Source organism: Thermodesulfobacterium thermophilum DSM 1276, from assembly GCF_000421605.1.
Classification (GTDB): domain Bacteria; phylum Desulfobacterota; class Thermodesulfobacteria; order Thermodesulfobacteriales; family Thermodesulfobacteriaceae; genus Thermodesulfobacterium; species Thermodesulfobacterium thermophilum.
In genome coordinates this window covers 20811-45322 of sequence record NZ_ATXI01000002.1, presented here as the reverse complement: position 1 = coordinate 45322, position 24512 = coordinate 20811, and the positions used below count along the sequence as shown (strand labels likewise).

Annotated in this window: 20 protein-coding genes, 2 tRNA genes, 2 pseudogenes and 1 riboswitch; of the genes and pseudogenes, 16 read left to right on the top strand and 8 right to left on the bottom strand. The window is 38.8% G+C overall.

Annotation, left to right across the window (positions count from 1 at the left end):
* Window positions 1–85: 85 nt before the first annotated feature.
* Window positions 86–1105, bottom strand: coding sequence for a phosphate ABC transporter substrate-binding protein PstS (gene pstS / locus H529_RS0101100; protein ID WP_022854732.1), 1020 nt, complete (start codon window positions 1103–1105; stop codon window positions 86–88).
* A gap of 245 nt (window positions 1106–1350) precedes the next feature.
* Between pstS and H529_RS0101095 the strand changes: the two genes are divergently transcribed.
* The 4 genes from H529_RS0101095 to rsmI all read left to right on the top strand — a co-directional run bounded on the left by H529_RS0101095 (window position 1351) and on the right by rsmI (window position 6214).
* Window positions 1351–2025, top strand: coding sequence for a response regulator transcription factor (locus tag H529_RS0101095; RefSeq protein ID WP_028842971.1), 675 nt, complete (start codon window positions 1351–1353; stop codon window positions 2023–2025).
* A 3-nt stretch (window positions 2026–2028) separates the two neighbouring features.
* A complete protein-coding gene (locus tag H529_RS0101090) occupies window positions 2029–3060 on the top strand; it encodes a sensor histidine kinase (RefSeq protein WP_022854730.1) in 1032 nt (343 codons plus the stop codon).
* 65 nt (window positions 3061–3125) lie between these two features.
* A riboswitch (cobalamin riboswitch) is annotated at window positions 3126–3399 on the top strand.
* Window positions 3400–3415: 16 nt separating this feature from the next.
* Window positions 3416–5266: a TonB-dependent receptor plug domain-containing protein gene (locus tag H529_RS0101085; protein ID WP_022854729.1), complete on the top strand. Its 1851-nt coding sequence runs from the start codon at window positions 3416–3418 to the stop codon at window positions 5264–5266.
* Between the two features lie 108 nt (window positions 5267–5374).
* Window positions 5375–6214 (top strand): 16S rRNA (cytidine(1402)-2'-O)-methyltransferase, encoded by an 840-nt coding sequence (gene rsmI / locus H529_RS0101080; RefSeq protein WP_022854728.1) that lies wholly within the window; start codon window positions 5375–5377, stop codon window positions 6212–6214.
* Here the strand turns inward: rsmI and ispG are convergent.
* From ispG to H529_RS0101065, 3 genes are all read right to left on the bottom strand, one after another.
* Window positions 6198–7301, bottom strand: coding sequence for a flavodoxin-dependent (E)-4-hydroxy-3-methylbut-2-enyl-diphosphate synthase (gene ispG / locus H529_RS0101075; protein WP_022854727.1), 1104 nt, complete (start codon window positions 7299–7301; stop codon window positions 6198–6200). The genes rsmI and ispG overlap by 17 nt on opposite strands.
* A 1-nt stretch (window position 7302) precedes the next feature.
* Window positions 7303–8115: a YkgJ family cysteine cluster protein gene (locus tag H529_RS0101070; protein WP_022854726.1), complete on the bottom strand. Its 813-nt coding sequence runs from the start codon at window positions 8113–8115 to the stop codon at window positions 7303–7305.
* 55 nt (window positions 8116–8170) lie between these two features.
* Window positions 8171–8242: transfer RNA gene (locus H529_RS0101065), tRNA-Thr, on the bottom strand.
* Between the two features lie 131 nt (window positions 8243–8373).
* On the opposite strand from H529_RS0101065, the gene H529_RS0101060 reads away from it, so the two are divergent.
* Together H529_RS0101060 and H529_RS0101055 are read left to right on the top strand one after the other, a co-directional pair.
* Complete coding sequence (locus H529_RS0101060) at window positions 8374–9348, top strand: 4Fe-4S dicluster domain-containing protein (protein WP_022854725.1); 975 nt, start codon at window positions 8374–8376, stop codon at window positions 9346–9348.
* Window positions 9338–10009: a formate dehydrogenase subunit gamma gene (locus H529_RS0101055; RefSeq protein WP_028842970.1), complete on the top strand. Its 672-nt coding sequence runs from the start codon at window positions 9338–9340 to the stop codon at window positions 10007–10009. Before H529_RS0101060 ends, H529_RS0101055 begins: the two co-directional genes overlap by 11 nt.
* Here H529_RS0101055 and ftsY read toward each other — a convergent pair.
* The 3 genes from ftsY to H529_RS11100 form a co-directional block, all read right to left on the bottom strand.
* A complete protein-coding gene (gene ftsY, locus H529_RS09635; RefSeq protein ID WP_022854724.1) occupies window positions 9993–11045 on the bottom strand; it encodes a signal recognition particle-docking protein FtsY in 1053 nt (350 codons plus the stop codon). The two genes, H529_RS0101055 and ftsY, sit on opposite strands and share 17 nt — an antisense overlap.
* 28 nt (window positions 11046–11073) lie before the next feature.
* Window positions 11074–11163 (bottom strand) — tRNA-Ser (locus H529_RS0101045).
* 57 nt (window positions 11164–11220) lie between these two features.
* Window positions 11221–12351: a YhjD/YihY/BrkB family envelope integrity protein gene (locus tag H529_RS11100; protein WP_022854723.1), complete on the bottom strand. Its 1131-nt coding sequence runs from the start codon at window positions 12349–12351 to the stop codon at window positions 11221–11223.
* A gap of 331 nt (window positions 12352–12682) precedes the next feature.
* On the opposite strand from H529_RS11100, the pseudogene H529_RS11935 reads away from it, so the two are divergent.
* The 10 genes and pseudogenes from H529_RS11935 to hydE form a co-directional block, all read left to right on the top strand.
* Window positions 12683–13078, top strand: a pseudogene (locus H529_RS11935) (hydrogenase iron-sulfur subunit); the annotation flags it as partial.
* Between the two features lie 102 nt (window positions 13079–13180).
* The gene (locus H529_RS11930; RefSeq protein ID WP_245540262.1) at window positions 13181–13507 is read left to right on the top strand and encodes an NADH-ubiquinone oxidoreductase-F iron-sulfur binding region domain-containing protein; all 327 of its coding nucleotides are present in this window, start codon (window positions 13181–13183) and stop codon (window positions 13505–13507) included.
* Between the two features lie 27 nt (window positions 13508–13534).
* Window positions 13535–15298 carry an NADH-dependent [FeFe] hydrogenase, group A6 gene (locus H529_RS0101025; RefSeq protein WP_022854721.1) on the top strand — a complete coding sequence of 588 codons (1764 nt, stop codon included), beginning with the start codon at window positions 13535–13537 and terminating at the stop codon, window positions 15296–15298.
* 26 nt (window positions 15299–15324) lie between these two features.
* Complete coding sequence (locus H529_RS0101020) at window positions 15325–16701, top strand: [Fe-Fe] hydrogenase large subunit C-terminal domain-containing protein (RefSeq protein ID WP_022854720.1); 1377 nt, start codon at window positions 15325–15327, stop codon at window positions 16699–16701.
* Between the two features lie 33 nt (window positions 16702–16734).
* Window positions 16735–17061 carry an iron hydrogenase small subunit gene (locus H529_RS11095; protein WP_022854719.1) on the top strand — a complete coding sequence of 109 codons (327 nt, stop codon included), beginning with the start codon at window positions 16735–16737 and terminating at the stop codon, window positions 17059–17061.
* Between the two features lie 96 nt (window positions 17062–17157).
* A complete protein-coding gene (locus H529_RS0101005) occupies window positions 17158–18600 on the top strand; it encodes an aspartate ammonia-lyase (RefSeq protein ID WP_022854718.1) in 1443 nt (480 codons plus the stop codon).
* Entirely contained in the window at window positions 18591–20099 is a 1509-nt protein-coding gene (hydG, locus tag H529_RS0101000; RefSeq protein WP_022854717.1) for a [FeFe] hydrogenase H-cluster radical SAM maturase HydG, read from the top strand. The genes H529_RS0101005 and hydG overlap by 10 nt, the downstream gene beginning before the upstream one ends.
* Complete coding sequence (locus H529_RS09620) at window positions 20074–20334, top strand: hypothetical protein (RefSeq protein ID WP_022854716.1); 261 nt, start codon at window positions 20074–20076, stop codon at window positions 20332–20334. Before hydG ends, H529_RS09620 begins: the two co-directional genes overlap by 26 nt.
* Window positions 20331–21611: a [FeFe] hydrogenase H-cluster maturation GTPase HydF gene (gene hydF, locus H529_RS09615; RefSeq protein WP_022854715.1), complete on the top strand. Its 1281-nt coding sequence runs from the start codon at window positions 20331–20333 to the stop codon at window positions 21609–21611. The genes H529_RS09620 and hydF overlap by 4 nt, the downstream gene beginning before the upstream one ends.
* The gene (gene hydE / locus H529_RS0100985) at window positions 21572–22609 is read left to right on the top strand and encodes a [FeFe] hydrogenase H-cluster radical SAM maturase HydE (RefSeq protein WP_022854714.1); all 1038 of its coding nucleotides are present in this window, start codon (window positions 21572–21574) and stop codon (window positions 22607–22609) included. The genes hydF and hydE overlap by 40 nt, the downstream gene beginning before the upstream one ends.
* Window positions 22610–22714: 105 nt before the next feature.
* On the opposite strand, the pseudogene H529_RS12035 reads toward hydE, so the two are convergent.
* Window positions 22715–24400 (bottom strand): annotated as a pseudogene (locus H529_RS12035) (sulfite exporter TauE/SafE family protein).
* Window positions 24401–24512 lie beyond the last annotated feature (112 nt).

Below are 24512 nucleotides of genomic sequence, written 5' to 3'. Positions count from 1 at the left end.
ATTATAGATAAAAAGGGTAAAAAAAAGTAAAGAGGACCTCCTCAGAAAGGAGGAAGTCCTCTTTAAGAGAGGTTATAAGAAGGGTTTAATTGACCTTATGTTTTTGCCAGTACTTATAAATCATAGTTTTTAGATTTTTAGGAAGAGGTATGTAGTAAAGTTTTTGGGCAATAGGGTCTCCATTTTCAAAGGCCCATTTAAAAAATTTGGTTACCTCGTTAGCACGGGGGCTATCTTTTACTAAAAGAACAAAAGAAACCCCTACGATAGGATAAGACATTTTACCAGGTTGATAAGTTAAATCTTCATAGAAGTCCTTTTCCATCGACCATTTAGCGTTAGAAGCTGCTGCTTGGATAGTTTCTATACTTGGTAATAAGTAATAATTTTTATCTCTATTAAGTAATCGTGCTACCGGGAGAAGGTTCTCTTTAGCATAAGTATATTCTACGTAGCCTATAGAACCGGTGTTTTGCTTTACATAGTTGGTGACCCCTGGATTACCTTTAGCACCTATTCCAACCGGCCAGTCTACAGAAGTACCTGCTCCAACTTTTTCTTTCCATTCAGGGCAAGCCTTAGAAAGATAGGTGGTAAAAAGCCAGGTGGTTCCTGAACCATCTGACCTTCTAACTACTGTAATAGGAACGTCTGGGAGTTTGACCCCTGGATTAAGTTTTTGTAGATATGGGTCATTCCACCGGGTAATTTTGCCAAGATATATACCACAAACTGCCTTTTCGTCAAGATTTAAAGATATATTTTTAAATCCAGGTAAATTATAAGTCAAGGCTACCGCACCTATGATAGCAGGGAACTGAGCCAAATTGTATTGTTTAAGTTCCTGAGAGGTCAAAGGCTTATCGCTTGCTCCGAAATCAACGGTTTTAGACTGAGCTTGTTTGATACCACCTCCAGAACCTATCCCTTGGTAGTTTACTTTGACCCCTGTAGCTTTATGGTATTCATGAGCCCAGGCTTGAAAAACTGGCTGAGGAAAGGTCGCACCAGCTCCAGTAATCTCAGCAGCTTTAGCTCCAGAGGTAGTGAAAAATCCAATACCAAGGAATAACGCAATCACCTTTTTAAACCATTTCTTTTTCATCTCAAAACCCCCCTTAATTTTTTTATAACTAACTTAAAACTCTTTTGTTAAAATTTTGTTAAAATTTTGTTAATCTTTGGTTTAAACCTAAAAACTTTAGAAAATTTTTACGATTTAGACATCGAAAAAAGAGTTTGAACGCTTTCTTTTGGTTCAACCTACAAGCCCAACATCCGAAACCTTCAACATAAAACCCTGTCAGATGGGTTGACATATTTGTAAAAACTTTTATGGTTTATAACAACATGAAAAAGATACTTATAGTAGAGGATGACAAAGACATAGCCAATCTTATTTCAGAAGCTCTAACTTCTCAAGGGTTTAAAACTTATTTAGTTACCTCTCTTGCTCAGGCTTATTCATTTTTAATACAGTCTTTAGTAGACCTGGTTGTGCTTGACCTGATACTTCCGGATGGAGACGGTATAGAACTTCTGAAATATCTTAGGTTTTCCTCCAAATTTTCTAACATTCCTGTGGTGATCGTATCAGCCAGGGGTGCAGAATTAGACCGGGTATTAGGGCTTGAGTTAGGGGCTGATGATTATGTGGTTAAACCTTTTAGTTTGAGAGAGCTGGTTATTAGGATTAAAAAAATTTTAAAAACCAAAGATTACCCTATTTCTCAGGTTAGGGTAGGCCCTTTACTCCTTGATAAAGAAAAAAAGACCATCTTTTTAGAAGATAATCCCTTAAACTTGACCCCAACAGAATACAAAATTTTAGAAGTTTTTATGGAAAACCCTGAAAAGGTATTTTCCAGAGAGGAGCTCTCTAATCATATTTGGGCTTTAGAAAGAGAATATTATTCGAGAGTACTTGATGCTTATATCTGCCGTCTAAGGGATAAACTTGGGAAATATGGACAGTTAATAGAAACCGTAAGAGGCTTTGGATATAGACTAAAAAAGCCTGCGTGAGCGATGAATTTTGTTCTCGCATTTTCTATTTTGCTCAACATTTTTCTATGTTTAATCCTGTTCTGGTTGTTAAAAAAATTAAAAGAGAACAAACAAAAGGAAGAAGAGATCAGACAAAAGCAAGTTTTTTGGGAAGAAACTCTTTATCAGTTAGAAATCCCGGTTTTTATCGTAGACCAAACAGAAGAAATCTTTTGGCAAAACAAAATCTCTTTAAGCCTTTTTGGGGACTTGAGAGGAAAAAGATTTGATACAGTCTTAGAAGAGATGATAACAAAAAACTGGGAGATGAAAACTTATTTATTAAAAGAGGGGAAACAGGTTTATGTTTTTATAGATAAGTCCGAAAAGGAGATGTTTAAAAAAAGTTATACCTTAGCCCTTTCTTATCTTTCTCATGAAATCAAGACGCCTTTTACCATTCTACGGGGTTATGCAGAAAAACTGGAGGGTGAAATCCTTAGCTTAAACCAATATACTCAAATCCACGACTATTTTGTGACTTTTAAAAATGCCTTAGAACGTATTGAACGGTTGGTGTCTAAACTTTTTACCTCTCTTGAATATCTTGTGAAGGAACTTCCTCTTAAAAAAGAAAGGTTTGACTTAAGTTTAGCCTTAGAGGATGTAATTTTCTGGATAAGGCCTCTTTGTGAAGATAAAAACATAAGTTTAGAGGTGGACCTTCCAGAAAGTGTTTGGATAGAGGGAGACAAAGACTGGCTTATGCAGGCCTTTTTGAATCCCTTAGAAAATGCCGTAAAGTTTACCCCTAAGAACGGCAAAATAACAGTTAAGGCCTATACAAGAGAAAATCAAATGATAAACATCCTCATAAAAGATGAAGGCCCTGGAGTGAACCCCAAGGACCTTCCTTTTTTAGGAATGCCTTTTTTTAAGTCAAGCGCTGACAAAGGGTTGGGGTTTGGACTTTTTATCACCAAAAAAGTAGTAGAGGCTCATAATGGTAAGGTCAAGTTTAGTTTGCCTTCGCAAGGAGGGCTTGAGGTCTTGATAGAGCTTCCGATGTCTTAAGGATCGGATGTCTTAAAGATTGAATTAAAAATAAAATTGGTTGCATTTTGAATCTGACTGTTTAAAATAATCTGTCGGGTTGAGGTTGTGGAAGAGGGGTGAAAATCCCCCGCTGCCCCGCAGCCGTGACCGGGGACGAAAGCCGCTTGGAGGTTTACCTGACCTCTGGGGGAGGAGGTCCCAAGTAGGGATTTCCCGAAAGGAGGCTTCCTTCCTTGGGCTAAAGGCTTGAAGCTAATAGCCTTTAGCTGACACACCACTGGTGCCGAAAGGCACTGGGAAGGTGCGGCAAGTAGGTTGATCCGGAAGCCGGAAGACCGCCTCAACCCTAAAAAAAACCCGAGGGGGTGAAGTCATGGAGAAAAAGTTTCTTTGTAACCTTAGCTTGTCTTTAATCTTAGGACTTGCAGCCTCTACTGGTTTTTGTGCAGAAAACAGTCAAGCAGTCCCAGAGGTAGTGGTATCAGCAGACAGGATCGAGGAGCCACTAAAAGAAACTACAGCCAAAGTGACGGTTATCACTAAAGAAGAATTAGAAAAGAAAAACTTTATGTTTGTTGGTGATGTCTTACGAAGTCTTCCTCAAATATACCTAACAGCAAACGGAGGCCCTGGACAGACAGCAGGAGCTATTCTTGGTAGAGGGACAAAATCAGCCCATACTTTGGTGTTAATAGATGGTTTTAAGGTAAACGACCCATCTTCAGGGATGTTTGATTTTGGTAGTTTATCTGTGGATGACATAGAAAGGATCGAGATCATAGAAGGCCCTCAAAGCACTCTTTATGGGTCTGAAGCTGTAGGTGGGGTGATAAACATCATAACCAAGAAGGGAAAGGGAAAACCTAAGGCAGGACTCTTAGTTGCAGGAGGGTCTTATGGAACCTCTAAAACCTCTTTTGAACTCTCAGGAGAAGCTAAAATTATCGATTTCAGAATAAATGCCTTACATTATTATACCGAAGGTTTTTCTGCTAAGAATGAAAAAGAAAATGAAAAGGACAGCTTTAAGAACACTTCCTTTTCTTCTAAAATAGGATTTAATCTTCATCCCAAAGTAAGACTTGAATTTTTAGGAAGTTATAACTACGGAAGAGTGGAATACGATGATTATAATGATAAAGAAGCTGTTAAAAAATCTCACAGCTATTTGGTAGGAGCAAAGCTTGATCTGTCTTTCTTGGATAACTATAAGCAAACCTTTTCGTTTTATAAAAATAACTATCAGAGAAAAGACTATACACCTAAGGGCTGGTTTACTTATACTCGGTATAATCCTTCTACAGAGGGTTTTTCCTGGGAAAATCTTTTGAACTTAAACAAAGCTTATTCTATTGTCTTTGGTTTAGACTTTAAGAGAGAAAAAGTAGAAAGTTATTATGAGAGTAGTTTTTCTAATGATTTTTACGACAAAAAAAGAGAACATTTAGGGGTATTTTTAAATAACAAAGTTTCTCTCTTAAATGATACGCTGATTTTAAACGCAGGATTAAGGCATGATGATTACAAAAACTTTGGTGAGAAAACTACCTACAGGATAGGTTTTAGGTACTTAATCCCAAAGGTAAACTTGGTTTTAAAGGGAAATTACGGTACTGCCTTTAGAGTGCCAACTTTTGATGATCTTTTTTATCCTGGTTATAATAATCCTAATCTTAAACCAGAAGAGTCTAAGGGATGGGACCTTTACCTGGAAAAAGATCTTTTACAAGAAAGGTTGGTTTTGGGAGCAGGTATGTTTTATCAAAAGTATAAAGACCTAATACAGTTTAATTTGGAAACTTGGAAACCTCAAAATGTTGGTAAGGCTGTGATTAAAGGGGCTGAGGCTAATCTGAGTTTTAAACTTACTCAAAACCTGAGGTTAAAGGCTAATTATACTTACTTAGACCCAGAAGATAGAGACAAAGACAAGTATCTTATTTATAGACCTTTCCACAAGGTAGGAGCTACCTTAGAATATTCCCTGAAAAAACTTGCTTTTTTAGCTGACTACACATATACAGGCCAGAGATTTGCTAACGTTGATAACTCCCAAAGGCTAAAACCCTACTCTTTGGTAAACCTTTCTGCCAACTACTATGTATCCTCAAACCTGAAAATTTACTTTAAAATAGATAATCTATTAAACGCTAACTACCAAGAAGTGGAAAATTATAACACCCCTGACAGGTCTTTTTATGCAGGAGTAAGTTTTAGCTATTAAGTTATAAGTTTTAAGGGCAACCAACTGGTTGGTTGCCCTTTCTGTGGTTTGTGATAAAAATTAAAATTAATTGGCTTTTAAAACAAGTTTAAAAAACTTGGATGAATGATGGAAAAGCCTAAAGGGATACTTTATGTAGTTGGAGTGCCGATAGGGAACCTTGGAGACATTACCTTCAGGGCTTTGGAGGTATTAAAAAATACTGAAATTATCGTTTCTGAAGATACAAGGTCTATAAGAAAACTTCTTACCCATTATGGATGTGGACCTAAAAAACTTATAAGTCTTTATAAAGATGTAGAGGTTGAAAAAACCCATAAGGTGTTAAAGCTCTTAGAAGAAGGGAAAGAGGTTGCCCTTACCAGTGAGGCAGGTTGTCCTTTGATTTCAGACCCAGGGGCTTATTTGGTTAGAGAAGCCCATAGAAGGGGGATTAAGATAGTTCCTGTGCCTGGTGTTTCTGCCCTTACCTGTGCCCTTAGTGCCTCAGGGGTTGACCTGAGTTCTGGTTTCATCTTTTTAGGATTTTTACCCAGAAAAAAGACAGAACAAAAAAAGGTATTAGAAAACTTACCAGAAAATCTTCCTTTCATCATCTTTGAAAGCCCGCACAGGATGGAGAAAACAGCTAAAAATCTACTTGAAATCCTTGGAAATCGTGAATGCTTTTTAGCAAGAGAACTAACCAAATTTCATGAAGAGCTTACCTGGACAGATCTGCAAACCTTAGCTAACAGAGAGGAGTTTTTAGGTGAAATTACCCTTATCATTCTTCCTAACCCAAAAACAGAAGAAAAACCGTTAGTTAAGAAAAAGCTTGCTGGTATAAAAAAAAGGATAAAGGAACTTAAAAAAGAAGGGCTAAAACCTAAGGAAATGGCTAAAATAATCGCCGAAGAATATAACATACCTGTAAAAGAGGTTTATCAGCTTATTGTCGAGGGTTGATTACCCTTTCAGGATGGGCTTGTAAAAAGGCTTCCACCTCTTTAAAAAACTCATCAAGTAAGGTTTTTTCAGGCACTTTTTTAACGATTTTACCTTCTCTAAAAATCACCCCTACTCCTTTACCTCCGGCGATACCAACATCAGCCATCTTAGCCTCCCCTGGACCGTTAACCACACAACCCATCACAGCAAGCTTTATATCTGCCTTAACCTTTTTAGCCCAGGTTTCTACCTTTTGGTAAAGAGAAGAGAGGTCTATCTCACACCTTCCGCAGGTAGGACAGGCGATTATCTCAGGATGAAGGGTTCTAAGCCCTAAGTTTCTAAGTATTTCGTAAGCCACGTAAACCTCTTCCGTAGGGTCGCCTGTTAAGGAAACCCTCAAGGTATCCCCGATACCTTTTAACAAAAGGTAAGAGATGGCCATCGTGTTTTTTATGGTCCCTGGAATAAGGCCCCCTGCCTCTGTAACCCCTACATGCAAAGGAAAATCAGATTTTTTTGAAAAAGCAAGGTAAGCTTTGACTGTTTCCCACCAGTTAGAGGACTTAAGAGACACCTTAAGGTTGTAATAGTCTATTTTTTCTACCACGTATTCTACCCATCTTAAGGCACTTTCTACCATCGCACGATAAGAAGGTGTTTTGTATTTTTTTAAAATCTCTGGCTCAAGAGAACCGGCGTTGATCCCTATCCTTACACAACAGTTATAATCTTTACAAACCTTAAGTAACCTTTCTAAGTTAGCCTTATTTTTAAAAGTCCCTGGGTTTATCCTTATACCTGCACATCCTGCCTTGACAGCCTTTTCCCCTAAAGAGGTAGCAAAATGCAGGTCAGCGATTACAGGAATAGGGCTTTCTTTCACCACATCTTTTAAGGCTTTAACGGCTTTTTCATCAGGGATAGCTACCCTTACGATTTCGCAACCTGCTTCAACCAGTTTTTGGATTTGAGAAAGTGTGGCAGAAAGGTCTGTGGTAGGGGTGTTGGTCATACTTTGGACCCTTATAGGGCTGTCTCCACCTACAGAAACGTTCCCTACCCAGACCTTACGTGTGGGTCTTCTTTTGATCCTGGGATACATGTTAAAAGGGTTTGACCTTTTTAACTGCTGGGCTTTCCTTCCTTCTTTTTATCAGGTTTTCTCCAAAAAGAACTGTCTTAAGCCACTTAAACCCAAATTGAAGGAGTTTTAGGTCATCTTTCTTGATTTCTTCTAAGGTTTTCTCATCCACCTCAAACATATCTAAAAACTTACTTTCAAAAACAAAACTTCTAAACCGCTCTGGGTTGGTGCTTACCATAAAAAATAACTGAAGACTTTTTTCTGGGACAGAAATAGGCCCAAGAGATTCTTTTTTCATGATGATTTCTGCCCATTCTACGATAGGTTTTTCAAGCTCAGGAATGCCCTGAGACTCTCTGTATTCATCCACAGTCATCTCTTCCCCAGAGTCAAGGCCTTGGCAAAAACCTTCTTTCACCAGGTAATAGATTTCTTCGTTTCTTCTTTCGTCTTTGTTGCGAAAAAGCCCAAAACCTAAAGGATAATAGCGACAAGCAAGAGGCCTTACTTCATAGATGTTACATCCACCGTCTCCTAAAAAAGGACAGGTTTTTTCTTCGGTTTCACTCATCTTTAGCCTTGCGATAGGAAGCCCAGATTTAGGAAGGATAAAAGGCTCTGTATATTGAAGTAAAAATTCATCTGTGGTAAGCCCAAGTTTATCTCTAATCCTTATGATATCATAGGGGGTAAGGGGTAAAAACAGGTCAGAACAACAGAGTTTAAAACAAGGAACTCCAGGGTTACATTGAAAGACGAATTTGGATTTCCCTGTAAGTCTAACAGGAACAAGGATTTTATCTAACCCTCTTAAGTTTTGTAAGGCCTCCATCGGTAAACTCCTTTCTATTGAAATTTGTTAGACACCTAAAGTAATTTAAAAAAAGAGCCGGCGGAGGGTTTCGAACCCTCGACCTGTGGATTACGAATCCACTGCTCTACCACTGAGCTACGCCGGCAACAAAAAACTAAAGGTTAGTTATAATTCTACTACCTTTTTAGATTTTTAAAAGATTTTTTAGTTTGAGTTTAGTTGAATTTTTTAGTAAACAATTTATATTTATATTAAAACGTCAACGGAGGGTGAGGGATGAAGCTTACACGAAGACAGTTTTTTGAATTGGGAGGTTGTTTACTTGGGGCAGCAATCATACCTCGTGAGTCCTATGCTAACGCCAAAAAATATGCCACCCTTATCGACATAACCAGATGTGATGGCTGCCAGGGAGAAAAAATTCCCCTTTGTGTCAGGGCCTGTAGAGAAGAAAACAAAGAAAGGTTTCCTAATCCCAAAAAGCCAATTTTACCTTACTGGCCTCGTAAGAATTACGAAGACTGGTCAGACAAAAAAGAGCTAATAACCACTCTTACCCCTTACAACTGGATTTTTGTACAAAAAGTAGAGGTAGAAGGCAAAACTCTTTACCTCCCAAGACGATGTATGCACTGTGATTCTCCTCCATGTGTAAAGGGATGCCCCTTCGGTGCTTTAACCAGACAGCCTGAAGGTAACAGCGTAATCGACCACAACCTTTGCTTTGGTGGAGCAAAATGTAGAGATGTATGTCCTTGGCATATCCCTCAACGTCAGGCAGGGGTTGGGCTTTATCTTAAATTTCTTCCCAAGTATGCTGGGGGAGGGGTGATGTATAAGTGTGATCTCTGCGATAGCAGGATTAAAAAAGGAGAAATCCCAGCTTGTGTCATAGCCTGTAAAAATCAGGTCTTTTATTTTGGAGAAAGAAAAGAAGTATATCAGATGGCCTACGAAAGAGCTAAAAAAGAAGGGTTGTATATCTATGGTGATAAACAAAACGGAGGTACTTCAACCTTATATCTTTCTCCTGTTCCTTTTGAAAGGATAGACCAATATCTTGCTCAAACCAAAGCAAGGTTCCGGATGCCTGTAAACATACCTAACAGGTATCATCAAGAAATTAATCCTATAGGCAAAGGGATGGTAGCTACTGCCGTGCTTTCCTCTTTAGCTGGCATAGCTGGGGCTTTGATGAATAGATCACAGGATGATTCGAAGCAAAAGGAGGTAGATAGAGATGAAGAATAGAATCCAAAGATATGGTATTTTGGTTAGGCTTGAACACTGGACAGTGGCTTTATCAGGCATAGCTCTTATCTTTACAGGCCTTGGGTGTCTTCCTCTCTTTAAGCGGTATTATATCATTGAACTACCAGGATTTGGCTGGACGGCTGATTTTTATACGGTAACTAAGATCCATTATATAGCTGCCATCTTTTTTGTGATGGGAGTCCTTTTTCATCTCTTTTATCATGGCTTGAGAAAAGACTTCGGCCTTATTCCGAGACCAAGGGATTTTATAGATTCCTTTAAGGTAATACTTGCTTCTTTTGGTATAGGTAAGGAGCCTCCTTGTGATAAATGGCTTCCAGAACAAAGGGTAGCTTATTTGTTTATCGGGTTAAACATCTTGGTGGTAGGAGGTACAGGCTTTTTAAAGGTGCTTAAAAACTTAGAATGGGTGGTCTTTTCCCCGAAAGCAGAAACTCTCCTTAACCTTACTCATACCATAAGTGGGGGGATTTTTATCCTGATGTTTATAATTCATGTATTTTTTGTTTTAGCGGTAAAACCTAACTGGCCTTTACTTAAAGCCATGATCACCGGATATGTGGACGAAGAATATGTAAAAAAGAGACATCATCTTTGGTATGAAAAAATAAAGGGAAAGGTTAATCTGGAAGGATAGCGTCTACGAAACTCTCTTTGTTAAAGGGGACGAGGTCTTCGGCCTTCTCCCCTAATCCTATAAATCTAATAGGTAGGTTAAATTGATAAGAAAGGGCTATGGCAATACCTCCTTTAGCGGTTCCATCCATCTTGGTAATGATTACGCTGTTTACTGGCACAGCTTCGGTAAAATGTTTGGCCTGACTTAGAGCATTCTGCCCTGTGGTTGCGTCAAGCACCAGGATGTTTTCACAGGCATCAGGTGGAACTAATTTGTGCATCACCCTTACCATTTTTTTTAGCTCTTCTATAAGGTTGTATTTAGTATGAAGCCTTCCAGCTGTATCTACTAAAACTACATCGATGTTGTTTTTTTTAGCATACTCTATACCTTGATAGATAACAGCTGCCGGGTCAGAGCCTTCTTGAAGGGCTATAACAGGTGCTCCTATCCGTTCCCCCCAGGTTTTTAACTGGTCTATGGCTGCAGCTCTAAAGGTGTCAGCAGCAACCAGCACCACAGAAAATCCATTTTCTTTGAGTTTTTTACCTATTTTGGCGATGGTAGTGGTTTTACCTACCCCGTTAACCCCGAGAAAAAAAAGCACAGAGGGATGTCCTTGAGGAGGAAAAGGGGCTTCTGCCTCTTTTAAAAAAGACAACATTTGAGATTTAAGAAACTTTTTAAGCTCTTTGGTGGTTAGGGTTTCTCCGTTTATTACTCGATCTTTAAAAGGTTCGATAAGAGCCAAAGTAGTCTCGACTCCGAGGTCTGAAAGGATAAGGTTTTCTTCGATTTCTTCTAAGGTTTTAAGGTCTACTACCCTTTCAACCTCAAAAAGATCCGAGAGGGACTCAGAAAGCTTTTCTTTAGTTTTAGAAAGACCTTTTTTAAATTTTTCTATCAGGTTTTCTTTTTTAAAAAAACCTAAAAACCCAGATTTTTCTTCTTCAGGCTCTGGTTGAGAAACTTCTTGAGAAGAGGTAATAAGATTTTGAGTTTGTTCTTGGGCTTCTCTTTTTTCTTCTTTTTTTCTCTTGAAGAAATTAAACATTAGGCAAGGTTTAAAAGGATTTTATAAGCGGAGGAGGAGGGATTCGAACCCCCGGAGGGAGGTGAACTCCCTCAACGGCTTTCAAGGCCGCCCCCTTCGTCCACTCGGGCACTCCTCCAATCACTAAATATAATACAAAACCCAAATAAGTAAAGCTATAAATGAGGTTCTGATTTTAGTTTAAAAGGTCTTTTAAGGTGAATTTTGAGGTTTGATCCATTATGGAGGAGAGTTTTTGGATAAAATCTTCAGGAAAAACCTTGCTTAGGTCTTTTAAATCAGGTTTATTTTCTAAGGTTAGAATTTCGAAAAGGCTTATTTTTTCAGGGGCTTTAATTAAGTAAATCTTACCCTCTTTTAATACCACCAGACCCTGGTTTTCAAGCTGTTGTAAAAGGGTCTCAAATTCAATGGGACAAATTTTTAATCTTTGACAAAGAGTATAAACCTCTATAGGACCTTCAGAGTAAAAATTTTTTCCTAAAAGATACATCACAAAAAGCGCAAAAAGGTTTTTAGGGATGTTTGAGGGTTCTGACTCCCAGGCCTTTTTTTCTAAAAAAACGATAAGTTCTGCCCCTATCAAAAACACCACCCAGTTTAAAAAGATCCAAAGCAAAAAAAGCGGAAAAGCCGCTAATGAACCATAGATTTTAGAGTAACTTACGGCATATTTTACATAAAATGAATATAGATAAGAGCTGGTAAACCAAAGACAGGTAGAAAAAACCGCACCAACCAGAGCCTCTTTCTTAGGGACGTCTTTGGCAGGAAAAAAAAGATAGATCAACAAAAAGAAAAAGACCATAAACAAAAAATTTAAAAAAATAAAAAATTTTCCTACGTAGGAAGAAAAAATAAAGGGTACAAGAAAGATAAAAGGGGTAAGGGTGATACAAAGCCAGAAGAAAAGCAACCTTTGATAGAAACTTCTTCTTTTGGTACTTTCAAATATTTTGTTTAAAACATCTTCTATTTGAAACAAAAGTCCCACACTCATTATGAAATAGAACAAAACGCTAAACTTTCCCAAGGGAAAGGTCTCAAGCTTTTTGATAAGTTTGATCAGCACCTGAGTGACCTTTTGGGTGGCTTCAGGGGTAAGGTACTTGGTAACCTGTAGGAGAAATTCGTCTATTATCTTTTCCTGAGGAATAAAAACTTTAGCTATAGATAAAATTAGCCCCAAAAGGGGAATGAGGGTAAGTATGGTGTTAAAAGAAAGTCCTTGGGCATATACCAAAACCTCGTCTTTTAATATTTTTTGCAAAAATGTTTTAAAGAAAAACAGAGGTCTTTTAGGCATACTTTCTATTATAAACCTTTTTATAGAAAACCACAAAGACCTTAGTTCTTAACAGTTATTTTCAGACTTTTTGATTCATCCATAAACCGTTAAACACTTTTTAGAAGTCTAAAAAACTAAACTTTTTTAAAAGGTTCTTTATGATGTTTTTTGTTATCAAATTTAAAAAAGTGTAAAAAAATAAAAAATTTTTTAAAAATATGAGAAAAATCAAAATTTTTTAGGAAAAACTTCGAATAAAAATATTTGACTTTTAAAATTTAATAACATAATTCTAAAATTAGTATTACTAAGATAGTAAAACATAAATGCCTTGGTTAAGGAGGAGGAAATGTGTCAAGGTTTTGAACCCAAGATTATTGTTTTTGCTTGTAATTGGTGTACTTATGCTGGAGCTGATTTGGCTGGGTCTTTAAGGTATGCTTATCCGTCTAACGTTTATCTCATCAGGGTTCCTTGTAGCGGAAGAGTAGAGCCAGAGTTTGTTTTTCATGCTTTTTTTAGCGGGGCAGATGGGGTACTTATAGGCGGGTGTCATCCTGGGGATTGTCACTATCGCTATGGTAATTATTATGCCCATCGCAGGTATAACCTTTTGCAGAGGTTTTTAGAGGTTATAGGGATCGAAAAAGAGAGGCTTAGGCTTGAATGGATATCTGGAGCAGAGGGATTAAAGTTTGCTCAGGTAGCTACGGAATTTACCGAAAAAATTAAGTCCTTAGGTCCTGTCAAGATAGAGCTTAAGGATAAGCTGGATTGGAAGGAACTTAGTAGGGTGGTTGCTGGGGTTGGTTCTGCAGGTAAGGTCTTCTGGGATGAATCAAAATGTATGACCGATGTTATTCTTTCTTTTCTTGAGTTTGTTCAAAAAAATTCTTGTGCCCAATGTATTCCTTGCAGGATAGGAACTAAAAGAATGCAAGAGGTTTTATCAGAGATTTTAGCAGGTAGTATCGATGAAGATGGCGAAAGATTGTTAAGACTTTTGGCAGAAGACATAGGATATTCAAGCAAATGTGACCTTGGGAGGCTTGCTGGCAAATCGGTTAAGTATGCCCTTGAATGTTGTTATGAAGATCTCCTTTCTCATAAGCAAGGTAGATGTAAAGAAACCATCCCGGGACATCCTGGGTGGGATAAAGTAGTGCCTTTATAAAAATAAGAATCTGTCGGAGGTGAAAAGATGAAAGAGGTTCAGTTAACCATCGATGGTATAAGCGTTAAAGTTCCTGAGGGGACTACTATATTGGAGGCTGCTAAAAAAGTGGGGATAAAAATTCCTACGTTGTGTTATTTAAACGGAGTAGGGTTAAACCATATCAAACATGATGTGGGGGCTTGTAGGGTTTGTGTGGTAGAGGTTCAAGGTAAAAACGATTTGTTGTCTTCTTGCAATACTTTGGTAGAAGAAGGTATGGTGGTTTACACACATACTCCAAGGGTTCTTTCTACCAGAAAATTGAACCTTGAGCTTATGTTAAGCGACCATCATTTGGATTGTCCTACCTGTCCTAAAAATGGGATATGCGAGCTCCAAAGTTTATGTGCTGAGCTTAACATAAGAAGCATAAGACCTAAAGGGGAGATGAAGACTTATGAGATAGACAGTTCTTCTCCTTCGATCGTTAGAAATCCTAACAAGTGTATTGTCTGTCAGAGATGTATCACTGCTTGTAAGGTTTTACAGACGGTTGATGTGTTAGAACTTTATGGGAATGGGTTTGAGGCCATAGTAAGGCCGGTGGGTGGCAAGTCTCTTATAGAGACTAAGTGTGTTGCCTGTGGGCAGTGTGCTTTGGTGTGTCCTACCGCGGCTATCGTAGAAAAAGACGACACGTCTCTTGTCTGGGAGGCGTTAAGTGATCCTAAGAAACATGTGGTTGTTCAGACAGCACCTGCTACCCATGTAACCATAGGTGAGGCCTTTGGGTTACCTCGAGGGACAGACATTACCGGAAAAATGGTTACAGCTTTGAAAATGCTTGGGTTTGATGCGGTTTTTGATACTAACTGGTCGGCGGATCTTACCATCATGGAAGAGGGGTATGAGTTGATCCACAGGATTAAAAACAATGGAGTCCTTCCTCAGTTTACCTCCTGTTCTCCTGGATGGATTAAGTTTGTTGAGGAGTTCTACCCAGACCTAATACCTCATCTTTCAACCTGCAAGTCTCCTCAACAGATGTTTGGAGCTGTAGCCAAAACTTATTATGCAGAAAAGAAGGGTATCAATCCTGAAGACATTTTTGTGGTTTCCATCATGCCTTGTACTGCAAAAAAATATGAAGCTGCTCGTCCTGAAATGGTTTCTGCCCAAAAGTACTGGAATAACCCTAATATCACCAGAGATGTAGATGTGGTGTTAACCTCAAGAGAGCTTATCAGGATAATAAAAGAGGCTGGGATAGACTTTGCCAATCTACCAGATAGTCCTTATGACCCTATTATGGGGGAAGGTACAGGAGCTGCTCAAATTTTTGGGGCAACTGGAGGAGTTATGGAGGCAGCCTTAAGAACAGCTTATGAGGTAGTCACAGGGAAGACTTTACCAAGACTTGATTTCGAGGAAGTAAGAGGGATGAAGGATATTAAGGAAGCGGCTGTAGAGATGAATGGGATAACCGTTAAGGTGTTGGTAGCCCATTCCTTAGGGGCTGCAAGAAAGCTGATGGATAAGATAAGATCCGGAGAATTAAAGGATTATCATTTTATAGAGATAATGTGTTGCCCTGGTGGATGTATCGGAGGTGGTGGTCAGCCCATTCCTACCACAGTTGAGGCAAGGGAGGAGCGTATTAAAGGAATATATGAAAGGGATAAAAAGTTACCTATAAGAAAAAGCCATGAAAACCCTGAAATAAAAGCAATTTACCAAGAGTTTTTAAAGGAACCTCTTGGAGAAAAATCTCATAAGCTTCTCCATACCCATTACACTCCAAGAGGGTAAAAATACGTTAGCAGGAGGGAGAAACCATGGTTAGTAAAGTTAGAACTTTCAAATCAGAAAAAGGGTTATCTCAGGATGTAGGTACTTACAGAAGAGGAGAACTTAGAGGTGTCATTCGGATAAACGAAGAAGTTTGTGTAGGATGTGATACTTGTAGAGGAGTTTGTCCTGCTGAGGCTATAGAAGGTTCTGTAGGAGAAAAGCATAAGATCAACTTAGACAAATGTGTGGTATGTGGGCAGTGTTTGGTTAACTGTCCTTTTGATGCTGTTGAGCAGATGAGCTTTGTGGAGGATGTATTGGCCAAACTAAAAGACAAGCAAACCAAGGTGGTGGCGATAGTGGCTCCTGCGGTAAGGGTAGCTATAGCAGAGGAGTTTGGTGCAAGGCCTGGGACCTTAGCCTTAGAAAAACTCTGGGTTGCGCTTAAAAAGGCTGGATTTGAGATTTATGACAACAACTTTGCGGCTGACCAGACTATCTTAGAGGAAGGTACAGAACTTTTAGCAAGGATTGCCGCACATGCAGGATTAAAGGAACTGCCTGTTTATTTATGGGATAAAAAATTGGTATTAGAGGTAGAGGAATATAAACACAAACCTTTACCACAGTTTACCTCTTGTTGTCCTGCTTGGGTAAGGTATGCAGAGCTTTATTATCCTGATCTTATTCCATACCTTTCAACCTGTAAATCTCCTCAGCAGATGGCTGGAGCTACGGCTAAGACCTATGGAGCTAAAGATGTGTGGAAAGTTGCGGTAGAAAAAGTTTATACCGTAGGGGTTATGCCATGTACAGCTAAGATTTTTGAGGCTTTTAGGCCTGAGTTTAATTCTGCCGGTAAATATCATAAAAATGAGAATATAAGGGATGTAGACGCGGTACTTACTACCAGAGATTTGGCAGAAATTTTTAGAAGACTTAACATCGATTTTATGAGCTTACCAGAGGAAAGGGATCCTAAAAATTTTATGTGGTATTCAGGAGGTGCTACCATTTTTGGTGTAAGTGGAGGGGTGATGGAGGCTGCGATAAGGTTTGCTTTTCATGTTCTCTCTGGAAAATCTCCTTCTCCTACTGCTTCAGAATGGGAGTTTCATGATGTAAGAGGGCTTACTAACCCTGTGGTCAGAGCTACAGTGACCATACCTTTGAGACCTGAATATCAAAAAGTTTTTAATGATAAAGTTATAAGGCTTAAGGTTTGTGTAGTAAACGGTATTGGCCATAACGGGGCCCATTTAAAGCCAGTGGTTGAAGAAGTACTTAAAGGAAAAAGCCCTTATCAATTTATAGAGGTTATGAACTGTCCAGGGGGCTGTATTAATGGAGGAGGTCAGCCCAAGCAGGCGATGAGTATAGGGTTTATTCAAAAAGTATTTTATAAGCTGGGTAGGGCTTAAACATAAACTAAGTTAGAACACAGGAGGGAAACTATGCAAAAAGTAAACAGAAGAGATTTTATAAAGTTTTTAGGTATAAGCTATGTAGCCTTTACCATAGGGGTGCCTAAGGCAGTTTATTCTCAGGAGAAGGTTAAAGAAAACTTTTTTGAAACCTCTGTAGGTAGAGAAAAGCTTGAGCTTATTAAAGCAAGACAGTCTGCTCAGTATAAAGACGATAAGATAGTAAGAGAAAAATTTAAAATAGTTGCAAGCCATCAAAATCCGATGATTAAAGAATTTTATACAAAGTTTGCCCATCATCCTTTAAGTGGAATAAGCGAAAGACTTTTACATACTTACTATAAGAAAAGAGGATAACTTCAATCCCTTGGGGGTAAAAACTATTTGGGAGGCCATCTCTGCATACCCTTCCCCTCCTTCCCCAAGGGGTGTTTTTAGGGAGGTTTAAAAAACTTGTTTAGAAAAGAGGTTGATTTTCTTGGAGAAAAACTTGTTCCACAAGAAGTATACTATGGTATCCATACTTTAAGGGCCTCAGAAAATTTTCCTTTATCTGAAGAAAGGGTTCATAGAGAGCTTGTCTGGGCTATAGGTTTGGTTAAAAAATCTTGTGCCTTTGCCAATAAAGAACTGGGATTTTTAGAGGAAAAAAAAGCTTATGCTATTTTACAGGCCTGTGAAGAACTTGCTGACGGAAGGTTTGATGACCAAATTCTAATCCATCCTCTGGCAGGAGGGGCAGGTACATCGTTTAACATGAACGTTAACGAAGTCATTGCTAATCGTGCTCTTGAAATTCTGGGTCATCCTAAAGGAAGGTATGAGATCGTGCATCCTATAGAAGACGTAAACCTACATCAGTCAACCAACGATGTCTTTCCCACGGCGGTGAAGGTAGCAGTTTTAAGACTTTTGAAGGAGTTGGCTCAAGAGGTAGCACTTCTTCAAGGAGAGTTTCAGAAAAAGGAAAAAGATTTTGCCCAAGTCTTAAAGGTTGGTAGGACTGAGATGCAAGATGGTTGCCCTGTAACTCTAGGGCAAGAATTTGGAGCTTGGGCTGAAGCTTTAAATCGAGATTGGTGGAGGTTAAATAAAGCCTCAGAAAGGGTAAGACAGGTAAACCTTGGAGGAACAGCTGTAGGTACAGGTCTGAACTGCCCTAAGGAATTCGGAGAAATAGCCATAGAAAAGTTGAGAGAGATTACAGGACTTCCGGTGGCAAAAGCAGAAAACCTCTTTGAGGCTACACAAAACCTGGATGGTCTTTGTGAAGTTTCTGGGTTTTTGAAAACCTTGGCAGCAAACCTTATGAAAATAGCAGGAGACCTAAGATTTCTTTCTTCTGGACCTAAGGCAGGTATAGGAGAAATTAAACTTCCAGAGTTGCAGGCTGGTTCCTCTATCATGCCAGGAAAGGTGAACCCGGTTGTTCCTGAGATGGTAATTCAAGTAGGTATAAAGACGATAGCAGCAGACCATGCCATAACCTTAGGATGTAGCCTTGGTAATTTAGAGTTAAACCCTTTTTTACCGCTTATCTCTCAAGAACTTATCACAAGCTTAAAGCTTCTTAAGAAAAGTTGTAACATCTTTCGAGAAAAATGTATCTCAGGCATAACTGTGAATCAAGAACGATGTAAAGAATTGTTTGATCAAAGTGCTTGTGTGATCACAGCCTTTAGTCCCTATTTAGGTTATGAAGTTTGTGCAGAAGTTTTTAAAGAGGCTGTGAGTTCAGGTAAAAGGGTAGAAGAGATCTTGTTGGCTCGAGGTTATTTTACTGAAGAAGAGTTAAGGTTGATACTTGATCCTCAGGAGCTTACTACCCCAGGAATTGCCGGGTTAGAAAAGCTAAAAGAAATAATACAAAAAAGGGGGGATAAAGAATGTTTTTAAATTTTGAAACGGTAGAGACACAAAGTCTGGCAGATCAGATAATAAAAGAAAATGAAATAGAACGGTATTTAGAGAAGGGAAGGGACTTTATCAACGACGAGGAAATTTGGGAAAAATTAAACAAACATGTTGAGCCAGACCCGGTTAGGGTAAGAGAAATTTTAGCTAAGTCTCTTGCTATCGAGACCCTTGAACCTGATGAACTGGCTGTTTTGATAAACGTCAAAGACCCGGAACTTGGGGAAGAAATGTTTGCTACGGCAAGAGAGATTAAAAAGAAGGTATACGACAACCGGATTGTTACCTTTGCGCCACTTTATTGTGGAAATCTTTGCATCAACAATTGTCTTTATTGTGGTTTTAGAAGAGAAAATAGGGTAATCAAGAGAAGGGTACTTACCATAGAAGAGGTTAAAAGAGAAGCAGAGGTTTTAGCAGGAGAGATAGGGCATAAAAGGCTGATAGTGGTTTATGGAGAGCATCCTGCTACCGGGGCTGAATATATTAGAGATACGATAGAGGCTATCTATTCGGTAAAGGTGAAGACCCGAAGGGGATATGGACAGATCAGGAGGGTAAACGTTAACGCTGCCCCTATGTCTATAGACGAGCTTAAGATGCTTAAGGAAGTAGGCATAGGAACTTATCAGGTGTTTCAAGAGACCTATCATCACGAAACCTATGCCCAAATCCATCCCAAAGGAACGGTAAAACATCATTATCAGTGGAGGCTTTATTGTCATCACAGAGCTTTAGAGGCAGGTGTAGATGATGTAGCACTGGGGGTGCTTTTTGGTCTTTATGACTGGAGGTTTGAGTTGATGGGGCTTTTATACCATGCACGAGACCTTGAGAGAAAGTTTGGGATAGGCCCACATACCATTTCCTTTCCCAGGCTTGAACCTGCGGCTAATACCCCCTTTGTGCAGGAGACAAAATATAAAGTTTCAGACGAGGATTTTAAAAAAGTAATCTGTTTAATCAGGCTGGCTGTACCATATACGGGTATGATACTTACCGCAAGAGAACCTGCTCATATAAGAAGAGAAATCTTGGGGTTAGGAATTGTGACCCAAACGGATGCCTCAACCAAGATAGGAATAGGAGCTTATTCTGATAGGTATACAGAACAAGAGTTAGAAAGACAGCAGTTTCAGATAGGAGATCCTCGGAGTCTTGAAGAGGTAATAAGGGAACTTGCTGAGATGGGGTACATCACAAGCTTTTGTACCGCAGGTTATCGTTGTGGAAGAACAGGAGAAAGGATAATGGACCTCCTGGTTAAGGGGAAAGAACGAATCTTTTGCAAGTTAAATGCTGTCCTTACCTTTAAAGAATGGCTTGATGATTTTGCCTCAGAAGAAACCAAGAAGGTAGCCCAAAGGGTTATAGAAAAAGAGATGGAAGAACTTAAGGGTATGGTTCCTGAAGGGGTTTATCAAAAACTTTTAGAGTATTATCAGAGGATTGAGAATGGAGAGAGAGACCTTTATTTCTAAGTTTACAGCCTTAGCTGAAAGGATAAAACAAACTTATGGAGTAAATCTTTGGTTGGTTGAGGTGCTTGGAAAAAGGCATTCTTATGTAGCTGGCCACAAAGAAGATAGCTTTTTGCCTCCAGAACCTATATACCTTAACGACAGATTTGCGGTTGTTTCTAACGAGTGGGAGAAAATCCCAGAGGAAGAAAGAAAACAACTGATAAGTTTTTTAAAAGAGGATCTTTTAAAATGAATATACCTAAGGGACAAAGGCTTCACATAGCCCTTTTTGGAAGGAGAAACGTGGGAAAATCCTCCTTGATTAATGCTTTAACCGGACAAGAACTTGCGATTGTTTCGGACGTCCCAGGAACTACCACCGATCCTGTAGAAAAAAGCATGGAAATTCTTCCTTTAGGGCCTGTGGTAATCATAGATACAGCTGGAATTGACGATGTAGGTAAACTTGGGGAGTTAAGAAAGAAAAAGTCTTACGAAGTTTTCAATAAAGCAGAGTTAATTCTATTGATAATAGACCCTATGACAGGTTTCGGAGAATTTGAGGAAGAGGTGGTAAAGAAGGCTAAGGAGTATGATACTCCGTTAGTGTGCGTGATAAATAAAATAGACCTCTATCCTCAGGCTAAAACACAAAAATTTCCAGAACCTAAGGTTTTCGTAAGTGCTAAGACTAAAGAAGGGATAGACGAGTTAAAACAGGTGATCATAAAGCATGCACCCAAAGACTGGTCTCTTCCAACTATAGTAGGAGATTTGATAAAACCTGGAGATTTTGTGGTATGTGTAGTCCCGGTAGATAAAGCAGCTCCTAAAGGTAGACTTATTTTGCCTCAACAGATGGTTATAAGAGACATTTTAGATAATGAAGCTATCGCCTTGGTGGTAAAAGAAAGGGAGCTTAGGTTTGTTTTTGAAAAGACCAAGGTTAAACCAACTCTGGTGATAACGGATGCCTCGGTTTACACCAAAGTTTCTGCAGACACTCCACCAGACATAAGGCTTACGTCTTTTTCTATCCTTTTTGCAAGATATAAGGGGGATTTGCAAACCCTGGTAGAAGGGGTTCTTGCTGTAAAGATGCTTAAGCCGGGAGATAAAGTGTTGATCGCAGAGGCTTGTACCCATCATCCTGTAGAAGATGACATAGGTAGGGTAAAAATTCCCAGATGGCTTAGGGCTCAGGTAGGACAAGACCTTGAAATAGAGGTAAAAGCAGGAGGAGGTCCTCTACCTGACAACCTTGAGCAATATAAACTGATCGTTCATTGCGGAGCTTGCATGCTCAACAGAAAAGAAATGCTTTCAAGGATTATGCAGGCTAAGAGTGCCAAGGTTCCTATCGTAAATTATGGGGTAATGTTGGCCTACATGCATGGGATTTTAAAAAGAGCTCTTTCTCCTTTTCCTCATTTGCAACGGTTGATTGTTTCTGAAATCAGAGATTATAAAAAAATCGCAGATGACTTTAAATGCATAAAAGCTTTCTTTTTAAAAAGAACAAACAACTAACCGAAAACAACCTGATAGAAAAGGCTTTATCAGGGATAAAGTTTTCAAAAGAAGAAATTGCCTTTCTTCTTTTAGAAGCCGACCCTGAGTGGGTATATGAAATAGCTAATGAGATAAAGAAACGAGTAAAGGGAAATGTAGTTTATTTAAGAGCGATCATCGAGTTTTCCAACTATTGTAGAAACAACTGCCTTTATTGTGGCATAAGAAGAGATAACAGGGAACTCAAACGTTATCGCATGAAGGAAGAAGAAATTTTAGAAATAGCAGAAAAAATAAGCAAACAAGGTTTTAAGACCATAGTTTTACAATCTGGTGAGGACCCTTTTTGGGATGCTAAGAGGCTGAGTCATTTAATTAAAAAAATTAAAAAATTAGGGGTGGCAGTTACCCTATCTGTAGGTGAAATGGATTATGAGGATTATAAGGTTTTAAAAGAGGCTGGAGCTGACAGATTTTTACTCAAACATGAAACGATAGACAAAAGACTTTTTAGTTGGTTAAAGCCAGATACTAGTTTAACAAAGAGGGTTCGTTGTTTAAACTGGTTGAAGAAGCTTGGATATGAAGTTGGTACAGGTTGTATCGTAGGGTTGCCAGGACAGAGAATAGAGACCTTGGTCGAAGACCTTCTTTTTTTACAAGAAATTAACCTAGAGATGGTAGGGCATGGCCCATTTATTCCTCATCCTCAAACTCCTCTGGCTTTTTTCCCTTCGGGAGACCCCTGGTTAACCCTTAAACTGATAGCCTTAACCAGGATGATTCTTCCAAAAGCTAACATTCCTGCAACTACAGCTTTAAACGTTTTAGCACCTGATTTAAGGTTTAAGGCTTTCCTGGCTGGTGCCAATGTGCTTATGCCAGATTTAACCCCAGACCGGTATAAACTCCATTATGAAATATATCCAGGAAAAGGAAGTTACCGGATAAATTTAGAGGAATATTTTCGGTTTTTTGAAAAAGAAAACCTAAGGACTGACCTGAAACCTGTTTAGTCTAAGTTAGGTCAGCCCTTAGGTGTAAAGATTTTAGATTAAGGAATAAACGGAACGTTTAAAAGTTTTAGCCCCAAGTAAGTTATTCCTACAGCAGCCACTCTTTTAACCCAGAACGTTTAAAAGTTTTAGCCCCAAGACAGTTACTCCTACAGCAGCCACTCTTTTAACCCAGATAGGGCTTAATTTTTTGGCGATTCTGGGACCTACGAATCCGGCAGTAATTGCTCCCACAGCCATGACTACAAACAATAAAAGGTCAGTTTGTCCAAAAAAGAAGTAACGTGAGCTTGCCATCAAGGTGTTGAAGAAAATGGCTAAGAGAGAACTACCGACCACCACATAAATCGGAAGACCCATGATTACTGTCATAAGGGGAACTACAAAAGGTCCTCCTCCAAAACCACCTAAACTGGAGGCAACTGCTATGATGAAACCTCCTATGGCACCTATTATCATGTTAGCATAAAACTCTTGTCCCCAAAATTCTATTCTTAACTTCATGGTTTTCACCTCCTAACTAGATTTTTTTTCCTTAGCTTCTTTAGCACGTTTTAGGTACTCCTGAAGTATAGCCCTTTCCTTCTTATTCTTTTCAAGATATCCTGGTGTTGTCTGCCAGAAGAGAAGGGCAGCAAGGATCAACAGGATTACCCCGAAGATGAACTTATACTCTTCTAAAGTCACAAACTGGTTCAATAGAGGCCCTATGAACCCACCGATTAGCATAAAAATACCTACTCCTATACCAAGTTTCCAGTTGATAAATCCTATCTTTGAATAGTTATAGATTCCTGCGGCTTGACTAAAGAGAACTGTTGGCATAACTGAACCAGCAACCACACCGTGAGGCAATCCATAGATGAGAATCAATAAGGGATTTAAGATAAAACCACCACCTGCTCCCATGATTACTCCGAACGTACAAATAGCAAAGGATAAAATAAGGGGCCCAAAAATGTTGGTAGAAGTTCCAGCTACAGGAAAATATACAGTAGGAAAGGAAATTTGATGGGTTAGTTGAATCGGATCGCTTTTTACTTCCTTGCTAGCTACAGCTAAAACAGTAAAATCTCCCTTAGGGGCATTACCAGGAAGGGTTATCTCTGCTTCAAAGGTCCCATCAGGATTATTCTTGATTTTAGTAAGCACAAAGATTTTTTCAAATTTCTTAAACCTGACTTGAATTAATCTGGCAGCCTCTTTACTTATCTCTTTTTTATCAGTAAGGGGATCTAATTTAATACCTCTTGAACCTATAATGGCTCTTAGAACTGTAGATTTCCACACATCGATTTGTTTGATTTCTTTGGGAGGAGTGATAAAGGCAACATTAGCGTTGCTTTCTCTTAAAAATTCTCCTATTTTCCATTTCTTATTTTGTTTATACTTTTGATAGATTTCCTTTACCGGTTTTTCTTCTACCGTACCGTTTTTGTCTATCTTAGCTATATATTCCTCATTAATCCAAATTTGATAGAAAGCAGGTATTTCTTTACTTAAATAAAATTTAAACTCTTTTCTATCAAGTCTACTTACCTGAACTTTTTCTTTTGAAGTGATTTCGATGAAGTTTACTTTGTAGCCCTCAGGGACTTTACCTGTAAGTTTGATCTTTTCACCACCTTTGAAAGAGGTTTTGTCAGCCTTTAACTCAATCTTTAAAGGTGGTGCTTCAGCCTCAGGTTTGGTAGTATTCCCCTGTGGCTGAGCTAAAAGGTTTTTAGAAAAAACTAATAAAAAGAAAAACAAAAGAAAAGACCATAAGTTTAACTTAAACTTGTACCGCATAACCTGCCTCCCTCCTTTGGATTTTTTTGATGGCTTTATCAAGGATCATGCCTGAACAAAAAACTATAAAGATTAAAAGAATTAAGAGGTTTAAAAGATTAAAAATATATAA

Bases quoted from the DNA above. Each gene is read 5' to 3' on its own strand.
- H529_RS11095 (WP_022854719.1), top strand. From the start codon at position 16,735: ATGCAAAAAGTAAACAGAAGAGATTTTATAAAGTTTTTAGGTATAAGC.
- ispG (WP_022854727.1), bottom strand. From the start codon at position 7,301: ATGTATCCCAGGATCAAAAGAAGACCCACACGTAAGGTCTGGGTAGGG.
- H529_RS0101085 (WP_022854729.1), top strand. From the start codon at position 3,416: ATGGAGAAAAAGTTTCTTTGTAACCTTAGCTTGTCTTTAATCTTAGGA.
- hydG (WP_022854717.1), top strand. From the start codon at position 18,591: ATGTTTTTAAATTTTGAAACGGTAGAGACACAAAGTCTGGCAGATCAG.
- H529_RS0101070 (WP_022854726.1), bottom strand. From the start codon at position 8,115: ATGGAGGCCTTACAAAACTTAAGAGGGTTAGATAAAATCCTTGTTCCT.
- H529_RS0101095 (WP_028842971.1), top strand. From the start codon at position 1,351: ATGAAAAAGATACTTATAGTAGAGGATGACAAAGACATAGCCAATCTT.
- H529_RS0101060 (WP_022854725.1), top strand. From the start codon at position 8,374: ATGAAGCTTACACGAAGACAGTTTTTTGAATTGGGAGGTTGTTTACTT.
- H529_RS0101055 (WP_028842970.1), top strand. From the start codon at position 9,338: ATGAAGAATAGAATCCAAAGATATGGTATTTTGGTTAGGCTTGAACAC.
- H529_RS0101025 (WP_022854721.1), top strand. From the start codon at position 13,535: ATGAAAGAGGTTCAGTTAACCATCGATGGTATAAGCGTTAAAGTTCCT.
- ftsY (WP_022854724.1), bottom strand. From the start codon at position 11,045: ATGTTTAATTTCTTCAAGAGAAAAAAAGAAGAAAAAAGAGAAGCCCAA.
- pstS (WP_022854732.1), bottom strand. From the start codon at position 1,105: ATGAAAAAGAAATGGTTTAAAAAGGTGATTGCGTTATTCCTTGGTATT.
- H529_RS09620 (WP_022854716.1), top strand. From the start codon at position 20,074: ATGGAGAGAGAGACCTTTATTTCTAAGTTTACAGCCTTAGCTGAAAGG.
- hydF (WP_022854715.1), top strand. From the start codon at position 20,331: ATGAATATACCTAAGGGACAAAGGCTTCACATAGCCCTTTTTGGAAGG.
- H529_RS11100 (WP_022854723.1), bottom strand. From the start codon at position 12,351: ATGCCTAAAAGACCTCTGTTTTTCTTTAAAACATTTTTGCAAAAAATA.
- H529_RS0101090 (WP_022854730.1), top strand. From the start codon at position 2,029: ATGAATTTTGTTCTCGCATTTTCTATTTTGCTCAACATTTTTCTATGT.
- H529_RS11930 (WP_245540262.1), top strand. From the start codon at position 13,181: ATGACCGATGTTATTCTTTCTTTTCTTGAGTTTGTTCAAAAAAATTCT.
- H529_RS0101020 (WP_022854720.1), top strand. From the start codon at position 15,325: ATGGTTAGTAAAGTTAGAACTTTCAAATCAGAAAAAGGGTTATCTCAG.
- rsmI (WP_022854728.1), top strand. From the start codon at position 5,375: ATGGAAAAGCCTAAAGGGATACTTTATGTAGTTGGAGTGCCGATAGGG.
- hydE (WP_022854714.1), top strand. From the start codon at position 21,572: ATGCATAAAAGCTTTCTTTTTAAAAAGAACAAACAACTAACCGAAAAC.